Below are 18,120 nucleotides of genomic sequence, written 5' to 3' on the forward strand. Positions count from 1 at the left end.
CGAACCTCAGCAGCAAGGAGCTCGGCCGTGCGGATCATCGCGATAACCGGTGCCTCAAGTGGAATAGGGCTTGCGACCGCGACACGTTTCGCCGAGGGCGGCGACCGGGTTTACAACCTGGACACGCAGCAGCCCCCGGCCCCGCACGAGGGCGTGACGTGGTGCCGGACGGACGTCGCCGACTGGGATGCCGTCGACAGCACGCTCGGCCGCATCCACGACGAGCACGGCCGCCTCGACGTGGTGATCGCGAATGCGGGCATCAGCATCCGGCACGGCGTACTGGACATCACCGAGGAGCAGGCGCGCCGGGTCGTCGACGTCAACCTGCTCGGCGTGCTGGGCACCTGGCGGGCGGCAGCGCGCCGGATGGTGGCCAGGGGTGAAGGAATCCTGCTGGCCACCGCCTCGGTGAACGGCCATCGCGGGTTCCCCCACTACGCGGACTACAACGCCACCAAGGCCGGCGTGGCGGCGCTGTGCAGGACCTTCGCGATGGAGCTGAGCCCGGCGGTCCGGGTGGCCTGCGTCTCGCCCGGCGCGGTACTGACGCCCATGCAGCTGGCGGAGTACACACCGCGCATGCTGGCGGAGGTGAACGCCCGGATTCCTGCGGGCCGGCACGCCCAGCCCTCCGAGATCGCGGCGGCCTTCCACTACCTGGCCTCGCCCGAGGCCGGCTTCATGACCGGCCAAGAACTCGTCATCGACGGCGGGGAGATCACTGGTTCCACGACTTCCGACTTCGGTACGGCGCATTGCGCGACGGCCGAGCACGACCGAACCGAAATCCGTTCCCGGTAACGCACCACCCGAGGGGAGACGTCATGGGAAATTCAATTGACTACACACTGAGCGGCGACGAGGTCGATGGCCTCATGAAATCCGTGAGCGAATTGAAGGAAGGCGGCCTCTCACCGGTCGAGCCGGAATTCTACGACAAGTACCAGGATTTGCAGGAGATCCTGCCGGTCGGTCTGCGGACGTTCCTGGGGGGGTTCCGTGACGACCCGGCATCGGCCGTTTGCCAGGTTCACGGATTCCCCGTCGACGACGCCGCCGCGGGGCCGACCCCGGAGCACTGGGAGCGGCCCGAGGGGTACGGGTCCACCGTCGAGTCGGACATCTACCTGGCCATGTGCGGCTCGGCGCTGGGCGACCCGTTCGCCTGGGCGACGCTCCAGTACGGACGCATGGTGCAGGACGTCTTCCCGATCAGGGGCGACGAGCGGCGCGAGAGCGGGCACGGCAGCGACGCGTATCTGAACTTCCACACCGACGACGCGTTCCGCCCCGACTCCTGCGACTACCTGCTGCTCTTCGGCGTGCGCAACCCCGACGTCGTCCCGACGTACGTGGCGGCCGTGCAGGACGTCGTCCTGCGTGACGAGGACCGTGCGCTGCTGTCCGAGAAGCGCTTCCACATCCTTCCCGACGACGAGCACATACGGCAGCTGGCGCTGCGGGCGCCCGGCGATCCCGCGCTGCGGCGCGCCGTCGAGATGCGCGACCACCCGGAGCCGGTCTCCGTCCTCTTCGACGATCCGCGCAACCCCCACGTGCGGCTGGACGTGCCGTTCATGCGCTGCGTGGATGACGACCCGGCGGCCGAACGGGCGCTGCGCGCCCTGCTCGACGAGCTGGAACGGGTGCGAAGGCCGCTGGTCGCGGCGCGGGGAACGCTCCTGGTCCTCGACAACCGCAGCGTCGTGCACGCCCGCGAGTCCTTCCAGGCGCGCTACGACGGCACCGACCGCTGGCTTCGCAAGATCGTCGTCAGCCGCGACCTGTCCACCGACGGCGTCGGGCCGCTGAGCCGGGTCCTGCTGTAGCCCTCCCGGACGCACGGCACACCGGCGTCCGCCCCGCCACACCTCACACGCCGCCCCGCACATCCGCCGATCAGCAAAGGGAAAGAAGAGACATGAACCAGCCCGCCGTGCAGACCGCGCAGGCGCCGGAGGCCATCAGCACGGCGGACTCCCGCACACCGCGAGCGCACCGCCAGGATCTGCTGAGCGCCCTGTTCGAAGAGATCCTCGGGGCGACCGACGTCGGCATCGACGACAGCTTCTTCGAACTGGGCGGCGACTCCATCGCCTCGATCGAACTGGTCACCCGGGCCCGTGCGGCGGGCCTCGCCCTGGAGTACCGCGACATCTTCGAGGGCGAGACGGTCGCGGCGCTGGCCGAGGCCGCCACGGAGGTCGTGGCGGGCTCCGGCTTCGTACCGGCCCAGGGGCCGCTGGTGCCGCTCGACACCGACGAGCGGACGGAGGTGGAGGCCGCGTTCGCCTCGTCGGGCCCGGTGCAGGAGGTGTGGCCGCTCACCCCGCTCCAGGAGGGCCTGCTCTTCCACGCCCTGTACGACCAGGACAAGGCCGACCCCTATCTGGTCCAGGCTCCGCTGGTGCTGTCGGGAGAGGTGGACACCGGACGGCTGCGGGCGGCGTTCGCGGAATTGCTGGACCGGCACGCGAGCCTGCGCGCGGGCTTCCTGGTACGTCGTACCGGTACGCCGGTGCAGGTCGTGCCGGCCGGGGTCGAGCTCCCGTGGTACGAGATCGACCTCGGCGGCGTCGACGAAGCGGAGCACCCGGCACGGCTCGGCCGACTGCTGGCACAGGACCGGCTGGACAGGTTCGACCCGGTGGCGCCGCCGTTGATGCGCGCGACGCTGGTCCGCCTGTCGGCGGAGCGGCACGTCCTGGTACTGACGAGCCATCACATCCTGTGGGACGGCTGGTCGATGTCGCGGGCGCTGGGCGAGGTCTTCGGCCGCGGGCTGGGGGAGGGGAGCGCCGGACTTCCGGAGGTCGTGCCGTTCCGCGACTACCTGGCCTGGCTGTCGGTCCAGGACCAGGACGAGGCGCTCACCGCTTGGGCCGCGGCCCTGGAAGGGCTGGAAGAGCCGACCCTGGTCGCCCCCGGCGTCGACGGTTCGCTGCCCTCGCTGCCCGCCAGGACCGTCGGCCGGCTCGACGAGGCAGCCTTCGCCCGGCTGGAAGCGGTCGCACGGACCCGCGGCCTGACCATGAACACGGTGGTGCAGGGTGCCTGGGCGCTCCTGCTGTCCGGTCTCACCGGACAGCAGGACGTGGTCTTCGGCTCCACCGTCTCGGGCCGCCCACCGCAGGTACCGGGCGTCGAGGAGATCGTGGGCCTGCTCATCAACACCGTCCCCGTCCGGGTGCGCCTGGAACCGCAGGAGCCGGTGGACGCGCTGCTGGCCCGCATCCAGGAGCAGCAGTCGGCGCTCACGGCGTACCATTACCTCGGCCTCCAGAGCATCCAGCGCCACCAGGGAATCGGCGAACTCTTCGACACCTCCACCGCGTTCGAGAACTTCTCCCGGGAAACGGCCCACGACGACTCCTGGGACGCTGGATTCCTCCGCGGTCAGGACATGGACCTGCTGTCGTCCGAGGAGAGCCACTCGCCGGGATTCGCCCACTACCCGCTGAGCCTGGCGGTGTTCCCGGGGAAGGGCCTGGACTTCGAGGTCAGCTACCGCGGCGACCTGTTCGACGCCGCGTTCGCCGAAGCCCTGGTGGAGCGGCTGTGCAGGCTGCTCACCTCCCTCGCCGCCGACCCCGGCATCCCCGTCGGCCGGATCGACCTGCTCTCCGGACAGGAGCGGTCGCTGGTACTGGAGGAGTGGAGCGGCGCCGGGGCCGGGCGCGAGGACGCCACCTCGACGATCGTCGCGGCGTTCGAGGCACAGGTCGCCCGCGCCCCCGACGCCATCGCCCTGGCCCACGGTGACGAACGGTGCTCCTACCGGCAGTTGAACAACCGGGCGAACCGGCTGGCACGCGAACTGGTCGCCGCGGGCATGGGCCCCGAGGCGCGGGTCGCCGTGGCGGTGCCCCGCGGCCTTGACTGGATGACCGCGGCGCTGGCGGTGCTCAAGGCGGGCGGCTCATTCGTACCGGTGGGCCCCGCCTCCCCGAACGAGCGCTCCCGGGCCGTCCTCACGGACGCCGCCCCCGCACTGCTCATCACCTTGGGGAACTCCCCGTGGTCCCGGGAGCCCTTCGCGGGAAGGCACGTGCTCCTCGACGACGAGGCGACCGGGGCCGCCGTCGCCGGGCGCTCCCCGGCCGACCTCACCGAGGCGGAGCGCGCGGGCGGGCTGTTCCCGGGCAGCGCCGCGTACGTGATGTTCACCTCGGGGTCGACCGGTGTGCCCAAGGGCGTCGAGGCGACCCATGCCGATGTGGTGGCGCTGGCCCGGGACAGTCGATTCTCCGTGGGCCACGAGGTCGTCCTGGCCCATTCGGCACTGACCTTCGACGGCTCCACCTACGAGCTGTGGGTGCCGCTGCTCTCCGGCGGCCGGGTCGTGCTCGCGCCCGATGAACCCCTGACCGCCGTGCTCGTACGGGAACTGACCGAGCGGCACCGCGTCACGGGGATGTTCCTGACGACGGCGCTGTTCCACTCCTTCGCCCAGGACGACCCCGGCTGCCTGGCCGGACTGCGCGAACTGTGGACCGGCGGCGAGGCCGTGCGCGCGGAAGCCGTGCGCCGGGTGCGCGCGGCCTGCCCCGCCCTCGTGGTCGTGGACGTGTACGGGCCGACGGAGACGACCGCCTTCGCCACCGCCTTCGCCCTGGACCCCTCGGACGGCCTGCCGGTGTCGATGCCCATCGGGCGCCCGCTGGACGGAATGCAGACCTTTGTCCTCGACACCGCCCTGCGGCCGGTGGCCCCGGGCGTCTCGGGCGAGCTGTACATCGCCGGCGCGGGGCTGGCCAGGGGCTATCTGAACCGTCCCGACCTGACGGCGGAGCGCTTCGTGGCCTGCCCGTTCGGCGAGAGCGGCACCCGGATGTACCGCACCGGGGACGTGGTGCGCTGGACGGCGGACGGTGAGCTGGAGTTCGTCGGACGCACCGACCACCAGGTCAAGATCCGCGGCTTCCGCATCGAACCGGGTGAGATCGAGGCCCTGCTCAGCACCGTGCCCGAGGTCGGGCAGGTGGTGGTGATGGCCCGCGAGGACGAACGGGGCACCAAGCGCCTGGTCGCCTACGTGGTGCCCGCGACCGGCACCCCCGCCGCACTCGACACCGACGCCCTCCGAGAGGCGGTCGCCGCGCGCCTCCCCGACTACATGGTGCCCGCGGCCTTCGTCGCGCTGGAGCACTTCCCGGTCGCCGCGACGGGCAAGCTCGACCGCCGGGCCCTGCCGGAACCCGAGTTCACCGGAGCCGCCGACAGCCGCGCCCCGCGCACCCCGCGCGAGGTTCTGCTGTGCGAGCTGTTCTGCGAGGTACTCGGCGTGGCGACGGTCGGCATCGACGACAGCTTCTTCGAACTCGGCGGCGACTCCATCACCTCCATCCAGCTCGCCGCACGCGCCCACAGCGCCGGACTGAACCTCACCCCGCGCGACGTCTTCGCCCGCCTGACCGTGGCCGCGCTCGCCGAGACCGCTGCCGCCCTCACGACGCACACCGCCGCCTTCGCGGCGGCCCAGGGCCCCCTGATGACCCTGGCGGACGAAGAGCGCACCGAGATCGAGGCAGCGTTCGCGGCAGCCGGCCCGGTCCAGGACATCTGGCCGCTCACCCCCCTCCAGGAAGGCCTCCTCTTCCACGCCCTGTACGACGGGCAGGGCCCAGGACACGGCGTCGGGACGGACCGGGATCCCGCCGGGCCGCCGGACGCCTACCTCACCCAGATGCCGTTGGTCCTCTCGGGAACGGTCAACACGAGTGCGCTGCGCGGCGCGCTCCAGGGGCTGGTGGAACGCCACGCGAATCTGCGTGCGGGCTTCCTGGTGCGCCGTGCCGGCCAGCCCGTACAGGTGATTCCCGCGGAGGTGACGACCCCCTGGCGGGAGACCGACCTGAGCGACGTCCCGGAACCGGAGCGCGAGGCACGCCTGCGCGACCTCCTCCACAAGGACCGCCACGTCCGGTTCGACCTGACCGCCCCACCGTTGCTGCGCGCCCTGCTCGTCCGGCTCGCACCCGAGCAGCACGTCCTCGTACTGACGGGACATCACATCCTGTGGGACGGCTGGTCCATGGCGCGTGCGATGGGAGACGTCTTCGGCCTGTACGAGGCACAGGACGGGCACGCGGAGCTGCCCGACGTGGTGCCGTTCCGGGACTACCTGGCCTGGCTGTCGGCCCAGGACCAGGACGAGGCACGCACCGCGTGGGCCTCGGTCATGGAAGGTCTGACGGAACCCACCCTGGTCGCCCCCGGTGCCGACAGCACCGCGGCCGCCCTGCCCACCCGTTGCCTCGGTCACCTCGACGAGGAGACCACCCGGCGGCTCACCGCCGTCGCCCGCAGCCGCGGACTGACCATGAACACGGTCGTACAGGGCGTCTGGGCACTCCTGCTGTCCGGTCTGACCGGACAGCAGGACGTGGTGTTCGGCTCCACCGTCTCGGGACGGCCGCCGGAGATCCCCGGCATGGACGAGATCGTCGGCCTGCTCATCAACACCGTCCCGGTACGCGTCCGCATCGACCCCGCCCAGCCCCTGGAAGGTCTCCTGGCCGAGATCCAGCGGCAGCAGGCCGACCTCACCCCGTACCACCACCTCGGACTGACCGACATCCAGCGCCACCTGGGACTCGGCGAACTCTTCGACACCTCGACCGTGTTCCAGAACATCCCGTGGGACGCCGACGTGCTGCGCACCGCGGGCCTGGAGGTCAGCCCGTTCGACGACGAGACCCAGGGGTTCACACACTTCCCGCTGAGCATCGACGTCTTTCCCGGGAACGAGCTGCGCCTCGAAGTCAGCTACCGGCCCGACGTGTTCACCGCCCCCGAGGCCGAGCGGGTGGCGGAGCGGGTCCAAGGACTCCTCACCGCCTTCGCCACCGACCCCGCACGCCTCGTCGGAAGGGTCGACACCCTCACCCGGCAGGAGCGCCTCCCCCTGCTCAACGCGGGCAGCGGTGCGCAGGTCCCCGTGCCGGAACTGACCGTGCCCGGGCTGTTCGAGGCCCAGGCCGCCGCGACCCCCGACGACGTCGCCGTGGTGTGCGGCGACGAGCAGGTGACGTACCGCGAGCTCAACCGTCGTGCCAACCGGCTCGCCCACCGGCTCATTGCCCTGGCCGCAGGACCGGACGAGCCGGTGGCGGTCATGGTGCCCCGCTCCGTCGACGCGGTCGTGGCGCTGCTGGGAACGATGAAGGCAGGCTGCGTCCACCTGCCGGTCGAGTTGTCCTGGCCGGCCGATCGCATCACCTCGCTCCTCGCCGAGGTGCGCCCGGCCGCGGTCCTGACCGTGGCCGACGCCGTCCGGAAGGTTCCCGCGGACCACGGCTCACCGGTCCTGCTCGTCGACGCACCGGACACCGGCTCCCCGTCCCACGACCCGCAGGACACGGAACGCGTCAGGCCGCTGCTGCCCTCACACCTCGCGTACGTGATCCACACCTCGGGGTCGACGGGCCGCCCCAAGGGGGTCGCCATCACCCACCGCAACCTCGTCAATCTGCACCACGCCCAGAACAGCGCCTCCCTGCCCGCCGAATCCGGCACCGGGTCCCGCAGACTCAAGGTCGCACTGGTGGCCGCCCTGGGCTTCGACGCGGCATGGGCCGACCTGCTGCGGATGGTCTCGGGTCACGAACTGCACCTGATCGGGGACGAACTGCGCCGGGACGCGCACGGCCTGGTCGACTACTGCGCACGGCACGGGGTGGACTCCCTCAACATCACCCCGCTGCACGCCAGACAACTGCTGACCGCCGGACTGCTGCGCACCCCCGGCTACCGGCCACGGCTGATCTCGCTCGGCGGCGAGGCGGTCGACGAGTCGCTGTGGAGCGAGCTCGGCGCGAGCGGCGTGGCCACCTACAACCTCTACGGCCCGAGCGAATGCGCCGTGGACTCGACGTACAGCCGCGTGATCGGCGGTACCCGGGCCCGCATCGGCCGTCCGATGGAGAACACCGGGGTGTACGTCCTCGACGCGGCGCTGCGCCTGGTGCCGCCGGGGGTCCCGGGCGAGCTGTACATCGCCGGCGCGGGACTGGCCCGCGGCTACTTCGGCAGAGCGGGCCTGACGGCGGAACGGTTCGTGGCCTGCCCGTTCGGCGAGAGCGGCACCCGGATGTACCGCACCGGGGACGTGGTGCGCTGGACGGCGGACGGTGAGCTGGAGTTCGTCGGACGCACCGACCACCAGGTCAAGATCCGCGGCTTCCGCATCGAGCTCGGCGAGATCGAAGCGGTGCTGGGCGCCCAGGCACCGGTGGGCCAGGTGGTGGTGCTCGCACGTGAGGGCCGGCAAGGAGTGAAGCGTCTGGTCGCCTACGTGGTGCCCGCGACCGGCACTCCCGAAGACCTCGACACCGACGCACTGCGCGAGGCGGTCGCCGCACGCCTGCCCGACTACATGGTGCCCGCGGCGGTGCTGGCCCTCGACGCGCTGCCGCTGACGTCCATCGGCAAGCTGGACCGCCTGGCCCTGCCCGAGCCGGACTTCACCGGAGCCGCCGACAGCCGCGCCCCGCGCACACCACGCGAAGCGATCCTCTGCGAGCTGTTCGCCGAGATCCTCGGCGTGAGCGGCGTCGGCATCGACGACAGCTTCTTCGAACTCGGCGGTGACTCCATCGCCTCCATCCAGTTCGCCGCCCGCGCCCGCGACACCGGACTCCGCCTCACCCCTCGCGACCTGTTCACCGCCAGGACCGTCGCAGCCCTGGCGGAGATCTCCGACGAGGCGGCGGCCACCCCCGGGTTCGCCCCCGTGGACGGGCCGCTGGTGACGCTGAGCACCGACGAACGCGCCGAGATCGAGACAGCCTTCGCGCCGTCGGGTCCGCTCCACGACATCTGGCCACTCACCCCCCTCCAGGAGGGCCTCCTCTTCCACGCCCACTACGACGACCAGAAGGCCGACCCCTATGTGATGCAGGCGCCGATGGTCCTGACCGGTGCACTGGACGTCACCGCGCTCCGGGCGGCCTTCCAGGGACTGGTACGCCGCCACGCGAGCCTGCGCGCCGGTTTCCTGGTGCGCCGCTCCGGTGACGCCGTCCAGGTCGTACCGGAAGCACTGACGGTGCCCTGGCGGGAACTCGACCTCAGCGACCTGCCGGAGGCCGAGCAGCGGACGCACATCGAGCAACTGCTGCGCGAGGACCGGCTCGACCGGTTCGACCCGGCCGTACCGCCGCTGCTGCGGGTCCTGCTCATCCGTCTCGGCGCCGAGCGGCACGCGCTGGTCCTCACCAGCCATCACCTCATCTGGGACGGCTGGTCGATGACCCGGGCGCTGGCCGACGTCTTCGGCCTCTACGAGTCCCGGGGCGACGACGGCGCACTGCCCGCGGCGGTCTCCTTCCGGGACTACCTGGCCTGGCTCTCGGCCCAGGACGGCGAGAAGGCCCTCGGCGCGTGGAGCCAGGCCCTCGACGGGCTGGAGGAGCCCACGCTCGTCGCCCCCGGGGCCGAGACGTCGCTGACCGTGCTCCCCGTGCGTACCCTCGACCACCTCGACGAGGAGACCACCCGGCGGCTGACCGCCGTCGCCCGCAGCCGCGGACTGACCATGAACACGGTCGTACAGGGCGTCTGGGCACTCCTGCTGTCCGGTCTGACCGGTCAGCAGGACGTGGTGTTCGGCTCGACCGTCTCCGGCCGGCCGCCCGAGATCCCGGGCATGGACGAGATCGTCGGCCTGCTCATCAACACGGTCCCGGTGCGCGTGCGCATCGATCCCGCCCAGCCGCTGGAAGGATTCCTGTCCGGGATCCAGCGGCAGCAGGCCGACCTCATCCCGTACCACCACCTCGGACTGACCGACATCCAGCGCCACCTGGGACTCGGCGAACTCTTCGACACTTCCACGGCGTTCCAGAACGTCCCGTGGGACGCCGACACCCTGCGCGCCCCTGGCCTGGAGGTCGGCCCCCTCACCGAGGAGGACACCCCGGTCATCCACTACCCGTTGAGCCTGACGGTCTACCCGGGCGCGCGGCTCCGGCTGGAGGTGAACTACCGGCCCGACATCTACGGCGCGGCGCAGGGGCGGCAGCTGCTGGAGCGGCTGAAGAGCTACCTCGTGACGGCGGCGAAGGACCCCGGGCGGCTCGTCGGACGGCTGGACGCGCTGTCCGAGCGGGAACGGTCGCTGGTGGTGAAGGAGTGGAACGACACCCACAGCCCGGTCGAGGCCGCGACGATGGTGGAATTGTTTGAGGGGCACGTGGCACGGGACGGTGCCGCGGTGGCCGTGGTGTGCGAAGGCACCCGGTGGTCGTACGCCGAGCTCGACGGCCGCGCGAACCAGTGGGCCCGTGAGCTGCTCGCCGCCGGGGTCGGCCCCGAGACCCGGGTGGTCGTCGCCCTGCCCCGCGGCCTGGACTGGGTGACTGCGGTACTGGCGGTGCTCAAGGCAGGCGGTGTGTTCGCGCCGGTGGACCTGGCGTACCCGCCGGAGCGGGTACGGCACGTCCTGGCCGACGCCGAACCGTTCTGCCTGATCACCTCGGCAGGGTCGGTCTGGGCCGGGGAACCCTTCGCCGGCCACCGGATACTCGCCGACGACGCGGCCTTCCGCGACTCCGTGGCCCGGCGGTCGGCCGCCGGACTCGGCCCGGCCGAACGACCGGCCGCCGCCCGTCCGCAGAACGCGGCGTACGTGATCTACACCTCCGGCTCGACCGGCGTCCCGAAGGGCGTCGAGGTCACCCATCAGGGCATCGCGAGCCTGGTACGGGCCCAGGTGGCCGCCACCGGGCTGACCCCCCGGAGCGTGGTGCTCCAGTTCTCCTCGCCCGGCTTCGACGCCATCGTGTTCGAGCTGTGCATGTCGCTCCTCACAGGGGCCCGGCTGGTGCTCGCCCCCGGCGAGTCACGTCTGCCAGGCGACCAGCTGGTCGACCTGATCGCCACCCAGGGCGTCACGCACGCCGTCGTCGTCCCCTCGGTGCTGGCGGCGATCGGCGCGGAGTCCGTACCGTCGATCTCCTCCCTGGTCGTCGCCGGTGAGGCACTGCCGCAGGAAATGGTGGACCGATGGGCCCCGGGGCGGCAGCTGCACAACGCCTATGGTCCGACCGAGTCGACCATCTGCGCGACGATCTCCCGGCCGCTGCTCGCGGGAGAAGCGCCGCCGATCGGCCGCCCGCTCGTCAACACCGAGGTGTACGTCCTCGACGCGATGCTGCGGCCCGTTGCTCCCGGCACCGCGGGTGAGCTGTACGTGGCGGGCGCCGGACTGGCCCGGGGGTACGTCGGCCAGTCCGCTCTGACCGCCGAGCGGTTCGTGGCCTGCCCGTTCGGCGCACCAGGTGCCCGGATGTACCGCACGGGTGACGTCGTGCGCTGGACGGCGGACGGTGAGCTGGAGTTCGTCGGACGCGCCGACGACCAGGTCAAGATCCGCGGCTTCCGGATCGAGCTCGGCGAGGTCGAGTCGGCCCTGCGGTCCCACTCCGAGGTCGCCGGGGCGGCAGTGGTCGCCCGCGAGGACCAGCCCGGTACCAAGCGCTTGATCGCGTACGTGGTCCCGGCGGCGGGCCCGGCGGACCGGCTGGACCTCGACGCCCTGCGCCGCTGGGTCGAGTCGAGCCTGCCGCCCTACATGGTGCCTTCCGCCTTCGTCGCCCTGGACATGCTGCCGGTGACCGTGACCGGAAAGCTCGACCATCGGGCCCTGCCGGAGCCGGAGTTCGCCGGTGCACCGGACAGCAGGGCGCCCCGCACCCCGCACGAGGAACTGCTGTGCGACCTGTTCGCCGACGTGCTCGGCATCGCGAGGGCCGGCATCGACGACGACTTCTTCGCGCTGGGCGGGGACTCCATCGCCTCGATCCAGCTGGTGGCACGGGCGCGCAAGGTCGGCCTCGGGCTGGCTCCGCGCGACGTCTTCGAAGCGAAGACGGTGGCGGGCATCGCCCGCATCGCCACCGTGATCGAGACTCCGGCGGCGGGCACGCCGGCGCCGGTACCGGCAACCGCTCCGCTGATCTCACTCAGCGCCGAGGAACTGGAGGAGTTCGAGTCGACCTGGGACGAGTGAGGCGGCCGCTCCGCCGCCCAAGAGCCGGAACCCGCACCACACCCGCACACCGAAGGAATTGAGGACGTCATGACGAACCCGTTCGAGAACGAGAACTACTCCTACCTGGCACTGGTCAACGACGAAGGCCAGTTCTCCCTGTGGCCCGCATTCGCCGAGGTGCCCGCGGGCTGGACAGTCGTCCGCGGCCCTGCGGACCGGGACGTCTGCCTCGCCCACATCAACGAGGAGTGGACGGACATGCGCCCCAAGAGCCTCGTCGCCGCGATGAGCGCCGCAGCGGCCTGAGCAGCGAACCGGTAGGAGGCCCGGCCGCCCGGCGGCCGGGCCTCCTACCGTCCACGAACGGGTCCGCCCACCCGGTGGGCGATGAGATCCTCGCGGGAGATCCGACCGGTCCCGAACCGCTTGGCCCCACTTCGTACGAGCCGGCCCTCTGCCAGCGGCAGGCAGGACGAGACCAGTCCACGACTTCCGCCATCGGCACCCCGCCCAGCCCCAGCCCCGGCCTCGGCTTCGTGGAGGCCGAGCGTGCCGTACTGGTCCAGGACCCTTGAGGAGCCGCTGAGGAGCCGCGTGCTCAGGAACGGTTCTGGCGCTCCCTTTCCGCCAGGGCCTCCGAGCCCCGCCGACCTCCTTGTCCCGGAGAAGAGGGCCGACCATCCGGCCACCCCGGTGGCAGAGGGGGAGACGCAGGTCGTCGGCGGCACCCCGATCACTCACCAGCGGCGGTCCGGCCGCTCGGGACCGCCGCTTTGAACAAGCCTGTCCCACGCTCGCGGCCGTGGGCCACCCGCAGCTGCCGGGACTGCATGGGATGGGGCTGGTTCGACCGTCCGCGCTGCAAGGCATGCGGGGGCTTTGTCGCAAGGGCGACGAGCCAGTACTGCGACATCTGCCACCGCGACATCGCGGCGATGGATGGCGTCTGTCGGCTCTGCCGCCGCCAGGCCGGTCTGATGGCCGGCCCGGGGAACAAGACGCGCGTCGACCTGACGGTCGCCGCGCGCACCGGACATCAGCCGTCCATCATCGGCACCCTGCGACCGCGCGGCGGACCTCCACTCCGGCCGGTCTCACCGGAACCGGCGAGGGCGAATTCGTACTTCGTCCCACCCGCCTGGACCGAGCTGACGCTGTTCGGCATGCCCCGCACTCTGCACGGCGTCAGCAGTAAACTCCCCTAGCTGGTAGCGGAGTTGGCAGCATTTCCGCTCAGCTGAGCCGCACGGATCGCGGAACTGAGGGGCTGGCCGTCTCGCACCGTCGGCTCGGTGGGTCGCGGCATCCGCATCCTCTGCGCGGTCCACCGAAAGCACTGCGAGGGAACCGTGGTGTGACACCCAGATCTGTTTCTCTGTAGGGCTGTTGCCGAGTGTGCCTTCCCGTCGGCGTGCCGAATCCTTTCGCTTACGGGTAGTGAAGTCCGGCGGGGCTTTAGTCCGGTTTGGGGGCAGCAGAGTGGGACAAGGAAGTTGTCCGATCTCACGGAGAGAAACACTTTGAAGAACAACAGGAAGGCGGGCGTCGCTGTGCGTGCCGCCCTCGCCGTGTCCGCAGCCTTCGCCTTCGCTCTGTCCGTCGCGGCGCCGGCCGCGGTGGCCGCCCCCGCTGGGGACCCTCATGGGCTCTCGTGCGAGAAGGGCAAGCACAACATCGACGACTACACCGGCTGGGCACTGTGCACCAATGTCGGGAGCGAGCCCATCACCTTCTGGGTCCACCTGATCTGTGGCTGGTCGCCCGACGCGGACGGTGAACACATCCGGCTGGAGCCGGGCGACTCCAGCCAGTCGACCGCGCACTGCTCAAGCCTTGGCTCGGGGATCGGTGAGATCCAGGTCCGCTCCTCCTGACACCAGGCGCCGCAGAGAGGCGTGCCTCCGGCCTGTTGCCCGGGGGTACGCCTTTTCCGCAGTGTTCTCCGGTGCCTGTGTCCGCTGCTAACCGACGTTCTCCCCTCGCGCTCCGCCGCCTCGTTTCTCGGCTTCCTGCTGCGGGCTCAGGGCCTCCCGGCCGCGTCGACGGCGGTGAGCAATGAGCAGACCGGTGCGCTGGTAGCCGCCATCGGCAGTCTCCGGAACGTCGCGATAGGCGATGCTGACACCCGATTCGGTGAGGGCCCGGCGGTCGTTGCGGCCGCCGGGCAGAGGGCCTCGACGGTTGCGGCCAGGTGGCTGTTGGCGTCGATGACCGGTAGTTCTTGTTGGAGGCGGCGATGCTGCGGTCACGGGTAGGCACCAGGGTGCCGTCGACGATGTAGACGGTGTCCTCGCGCCTACGGCGAGCCCGTGAGATCGCCACCAGCGGCGCGAGGCGGCCCGGGATCCGGTCCGCGGTCGACTTCGAGATCCCGAACAGCGGCGCGATCTGCCGCAACGTCAGGTTCGTGCGTCTGTCGGCGGACATGAGCAAGTCCCGGTCCCCGAGAGCCAATTCGCCACGGCCGGCCCCGTTGCACGTCGCCGCCACGACGCTGCACCAGCACGACCAGCCGGTTGAACTGTGCCGAACTCAGCCCGGTGAACGGCTCCATCCGCTGAGGGGCATCTGCTGACATCACCCCACCCATGACCGGTCAACGCCCCAGCAGGCGCAGCAGTTACAGGACAACCTCCAGCTGGTGAATCACGGAGGCAGAAGGATGCGGCGTCGCGAGAGGTCGAAGTTGAGCCGGCCGTACATCTGTCTCTTCAGTAGTTCGATCCGGGTGCCGCTGCCCTCGACTGCCGCAGAGGTTCAACAGCGCCTGCCTCGGGTTCAACGCGGCTTTCCGCCGCAGGGAAGGGGGCCCTGATGCCTCCGGAACGGGCATCGGTCGGTGGTCGCCAGCTGTGGAGTGCCGCACGCACCCGGACTCGGCGTCCACGGCCGGATCGTCGAGCGCACAAACGCATGCCTTCATGGCTTCCGCATCCGCCGGGCGGTGCAACGACATCCCGAATACGAATGGGGTCCGTGGTCTATACCAAGGACTTCCCTCCCCGTATCCTCATCCGTGGCCAGTGGCACATCCCCCCACCCAGGTTGCGTGCTGGCGCGGGCGACACCTCGACCTCTGCTTTCTCTGCCCCGAGCAGCCGGGTGACTTCCCCCTTCGCCGCCTCCAGGAGGATCACGGTGAAAGTCCGTAACAGAAGCTCTGCGATCATCGGCACCCTGTGCCTCGTCGCCTCCCTCGCGCTCACCTCGGCCTCCGCCGAGGAACCCGCCGCTCCACGCCCGGCACCGAAGGTCACGCTCACGCAGGTGGCCACGGCCCAGAATCCGGTCGCGGGCACCGCCGGCCCCCGCGGCACGGTCTGGATCGCCGAACGCGCAGGCAAGGTAAGAGTCTTGGACCGTCGGGGGCTGGGCAAACCAGTCCTCGACATATCCGGCGAGACCACCACCGACGGCGAACGCGGCCTGCTGGGCATCGCGTTCGACAAGAAGTTCGCGCACTTCTACATCTCCTTCACCAACCTCGAAGGCACGAGCACCGTGGACGAGTTCGCCGTGCGGCACGGCAGGATCCAGCCGCACACCCGGCGCACCGTACTCACCCAGACGCAGCCCTATTCGAACCACAACGGCGGCGACATCAAGATCGGCCCCGATGGCTATCTCTACATCGCGTTCGGCGACGGCGGTGCGGGCGGCGACCCACACGGCAACGGACAGAAGCTCGACACCCTGCTCGGCAAGCTGCTGCGGATCGATCCAAGGGGCGGCAAACCGTACGCGATCCCGCGGGACAACCCCTTCGTGGGCGACCCGAAGGCGAGGGGCGAGATCTGGGCGTACGGGCTGCGCAACCCGTGGCGGTTCTCCTTCGACGTGCGCACGGGTGACCTGCTGCTCGGCGACGTCGGGCAGAGCGACTGGGAGGAGATCGACTGGGCCCCTGCCACCAGCAAGGGTGGCGAGAACTACGGCTGGTCCCAGATGGAGGGCAACCACCCCTTCCGGGGCGGCACGGAGCCCGCGAACCACGTACGACCGGTCCACGAGTACGACCGCACCGGCCTGGCATGCTCGGTGACCGGCGGATACGTCTACCGGGGCCCGGCGATCCCGGCACTCATGGGTCAGTACGTGTTCAGCGACTACTGCGACGGCACCCTGCGCACACTGCGGATGGTGAACGGCAAGGTGACCGAGGTGGGCGACCTCGGAGTCAACGGCGGTGAGGTCGTCTCCTTCGCGCAGGGCGGCCGCGGCGAGCTGTACGTGCTCGGCATAGGCGGCAGCGTCTCCCGGATCGACCCGGCGTAACGGCTTCGGGACGAAGTGGCCGGAAAGCGGCGCACCGGCAACTCCCTGCGGGCCGGACCGGAGTGCAGCCGGGCCGGTGGACAGGTCGGGCCGGTGACGGGACGCCGCGGGGCCCTGTGCACGGGGAACCGGGGAAAGGGGTGCGCTGAAGTCTCCCCGTGATCCTGGACACTTGATCGTTACGCCGCGAGGGCGTGCTGATGTCGCTGCCGGGTCTCGGCTGGTGTGAGGTAGCCGAAGACCTTGAGCCTCTTCCAAGCTGGCGGCGCTGACCGTGAGTTGGACAGTCCTGCACAACGACGAAGCTCCTGGTAGACGGGTTCTCGACCAAGATTACCCGTGTCCGCCAGGAGCTTCGCGTGCTTGTCTACCCGTCCTCGATCGATCTGTCCACCCGCACTCTGCGGTTCCTGGCAGGACAGCTGACGGCCAGGCGCCGGGACATCGGGACGCGGTGGCGAAGGCTTTCCGTGCCACGTCAGGCCCTGCTCGTCCTGGCCCACCTGCGGTGCGGTGACACCTACGCCCAGCTCGCGGCCGGGTGCGGCATCGGGATCGCCACCGTCTACCGCTACATCCGTGAGGCCATCGAGGTCCTGGCGGCCCTCGCCCCGACCCTGACCGAGGCGATGAAGACCATCCGGACGAAGGCGCTCGTCATCCTCGACGGCACCCTGCTGCCCATCGACCGCATCGCCGCCGACACTCCCCGTACCACTCCGGAAAACACAAACGCCATGGCATGAACGTCCAGGTCCTCGCCGATCCGTTCGGCCGTCTGCTCTGGGCCTCACCGGCTCCGCCCGGCTCGACCCACGTCCTGATCGCCGCCCGGCAGCACGGGATCATCGACGCGCTCGCGCGCAGCGGGCCTCAGCTGCTGGGCGGACAAGGCGTATCAAGGAGCCGGCAGACCCGTCCGCGTCCCGTTCCGGGGCCGCCACCTCAAGCGATGGAAGCGCCGCCACAACACCACCCAGACCAAGGGCCGTATGCGTCCGTGGATATCCAGCTCGTGCGAGGCGTTGAACACGCCAACCGGGGGTGCGAACGCGTCGTCCTGGTCTGATGGGATCGTGAGAGGTTCGCGGAGGTCGGCGCCGTGTCGGCCGACGATGCGTTCGACGGCTTCGGCCAGGTTGTGCAGGAGGTGCCAGGCGTCGGCTACCTGCCGCGATCCGCCACGCCCTCGCCCGAAGACCGGAAGAGCAGCCGGCCGACAGAGTCGACTGACCGTCCAGCCGCACCTCGCCACCACCGAAAGACGTCGCCCCGAAAGCCGAAGGAACCTTCCTGCACCCAACCTGACATCAGGAACAGGTTCTGAGCTTGTCTTTTAACCTCTGGGCTTGTGGGGGTGAAGTGCTCGATCATGGGTGAATGACTGCCTTTTACCATGTGTGCTTCGTGGTGCCGGACATCGAGCAGGCGATGCAGGACTTTCAGCGTGCGGCCGGGGTCGAGTGGAGTGATCCTGTGTCCGACCGGCTCGGTGAGTGGGACTACCGCATCGTCTTCACCGCAGGTGGGCCGCCCTTCATCGAACTCATTGAAGGGCCGCCGGGCAGTCCCTGGGACGGATCCAGGGGCGCCAGGTTCGATCACATCGGCTTCTGGACCAGCGATGTACGGCATGGTTCCCAGCGTTTGGAAGAAGCGAGCATGCCCGTGGACTTCTCCGGCTGTCCCTACGGCCGGCCGTTCGTCTACCACCAGATGGACAGCATCGGTGCCCGGATCGAACTCGTTGACGTCGCCAGGCAGTCCAGCTTTCTCAACGGGTGGCATCCGGGCGGGAAGCCGATGCCCGTCATCGACGAGACGCCCCGAAGCTGAGCTCTCGTCAC

Annotated in this window: 9 protein-coding genes and 2 pseudogenes; 10 read left to right on the top strand and 1 reads right to left on the bottom strand. The window is 70.4% G+C overall.

What is annotated here, in order from left to right:
* The first annotated feature begins 27 nt into the window (after window positions 1-27).
* The 7 genes from ACIA73_RS37310 to ACIA73_RS37340 all read left to right on the top strand — a co-directional run bounded on the left by ACIA73_RS37310 (window position 28) and on the right by ACIA73_RS37340 (window position 13,872).
* Window positions 28-804, top strand: a complete 777-nt coding sequence (locus ACIA73_RS37310; protein WP_399443418.1) for an SDR family NAD(P)-dependent oxidoreductase — start codon at window positions 28-30, stop codon at window positions 802-804.
* Between the two features lie 23 nt (window positions 805-827).
* Window positions 828-1,832, top strand: a complete 1,005-nt coding sequence (locus ACIA73_RS37315; protein ID WP_399443419.1) for a TauD/TfdA family dioxygenase — start codon at window positions 828-830, stop codon at window positions 1,830-1,832.
* A gap of 92 nt (window positions 1,833-1,924) precedes the next feature.
* Window positions 1,925-12,016, top strand: a complete 10,092-nt coding sequence (locus ACIA73_RS37320) for an amino acid adenylation domain-containing protein (protein WP_399443420.1) — start codon at window positions 1,925-1,927, stop codon at window positions 12,014-12,016.
* Window positions 12,017-12,085: 69 nt separating this feature from the next.
* On the top strand, window positions 12,086-12,304 hold the full coding sequence (locus ACIA73_RS37325; protein WP_399443422.1) for an MbtH family protein: 219 nt from the start codon (window positions 12,086-12,088) through the stop codon (window positions 12,302-12,304).
* Window positions 12,305-12,378: 74 nt separating this feature from the next.
* Window positions 12,379-12,573, top strand: a complete 195-nt coding sequence (locus ACIA73_RS37330; protein WP_399443423.1) for a hypothetical protein — start codon at window positions 12,379-12,381, stop codon at window positions 12,571-12,573.
* 198 nt (window positions 12,574-12,771) lie between these two features.
* Window positions 12,772-13,203 (top strand): hypothetical protein, encoded by a 432-nt coding sequence (locus ACIA73_RS37335; protein ID WP_399443424.1) that lies wholly within the window; start codon window positions 12,772-12,774, stop codon window positions 13,201-13,203.
* Window positions 13,204-13,518: 315 nt separating this feature from the next.
* Window positions 13,519-13,872, top strand: a complete 354-nt coding sequence (locus tag ACIA73_RS37340) for a hypothetical protein (protein ID WP_399443425.1) — start codon at window positions 13,519-13,521, stop codon at window positions 13,870-13,872.
* Window positions 13,873-13,998: 126 nt separating this feature from the next.
* Here the strand turns inward: ACIA73_RS37340 and ACIA73_RS37345 are convergent.
* Window positions 13,999-14,588 (bottom strand): annotated as a pseudogene (locus ACIA73_RS37345) (IS5/IS1182 family transposase); the annotation flags it as partial.
* 548 nt (window positions 14,589-15,136) lie between these two features.
* On the opposite strand from ACIA73_RS37345, the gene ACIA73_RS37350 reads away from it, so the two are divergent.
* From ACIA73_RS37350 to ACIA73_RS37360, 3 genes and pseudogenes are all read left to right on the top strand, one after another.
* Window positions 15,137-16,273, top strand: coding sequence for a PQQ-dependent sugar dehydrogenase (locus tag ACIA73_RS37350; RefSeq protein ID WP_399443426.1), 1,137 nt, complete (start codon window positions 15,137-15,139; stop codon window positions 16,271-16,273).
* Between the two features lie 359 nt (window positions 16,274-16,632).
* Window positions 16,633-17,214: pseudogene (locus ACIA73_RS37355) on the top strand (transposase family protein); the annotation flags it as partial.
* 439 nt (window positions 17,215-17,653) lie between these two features.
* The gene (locus ACIA73_RS37360) at window positions 17,654-18,109 is read left to right on the top strand and encodes a VOC family protein (protein WP_399443427.1); all 456 of its coding nucleotides are present in this window, start codon (window positions 17,654-17,656) and stop codon (window positions 18,107-18,109) included.
* Window positions 18,110-18,120 lie beyond the last annotated feature (11 nt).

Source organism: Streptomyces sp. NPDC051561 (assembly GCF_044454195.1).
Taxonomy (GTDB): Bacteria; Actinomycetota; Actinomycetes; order Streptomycetales; family Streptomycetaceae; genus Streptomyces.

Excerpts from the sequence above, each read along its gene's own strand:
- ACIA73_RS37315 (WP_399443419.1), top strand. The coding sequence starts at position 828 with ATGGGAAATTCAATTGACTACACACTGAGCGGCGACGAGGTCGATGGC.
- ACIA73_RS37320 (WP_399443420.1), top strand. The coding sequence starts at position 1,925 with ATGAACCAGCCCGCCGTGCAGACCGCGCAGGCGCCGGAGGCCATCAGC.
- ACIA73_RS37325 (WP_399443422.1), top strand. The coding sequence starts at position 12,086 with ATGACGAACCCGTTCGAGAACGAGAACTACTCCTACCTGGCACTGGTC.
- ACIA73_RS37360 (WP_399443427.1), top strand. The coding sequence starts at position 17,654 with ATGACTGCCTTTTACCATGTGTGCTTCGTGGTGCCGGACATCGAGCAG.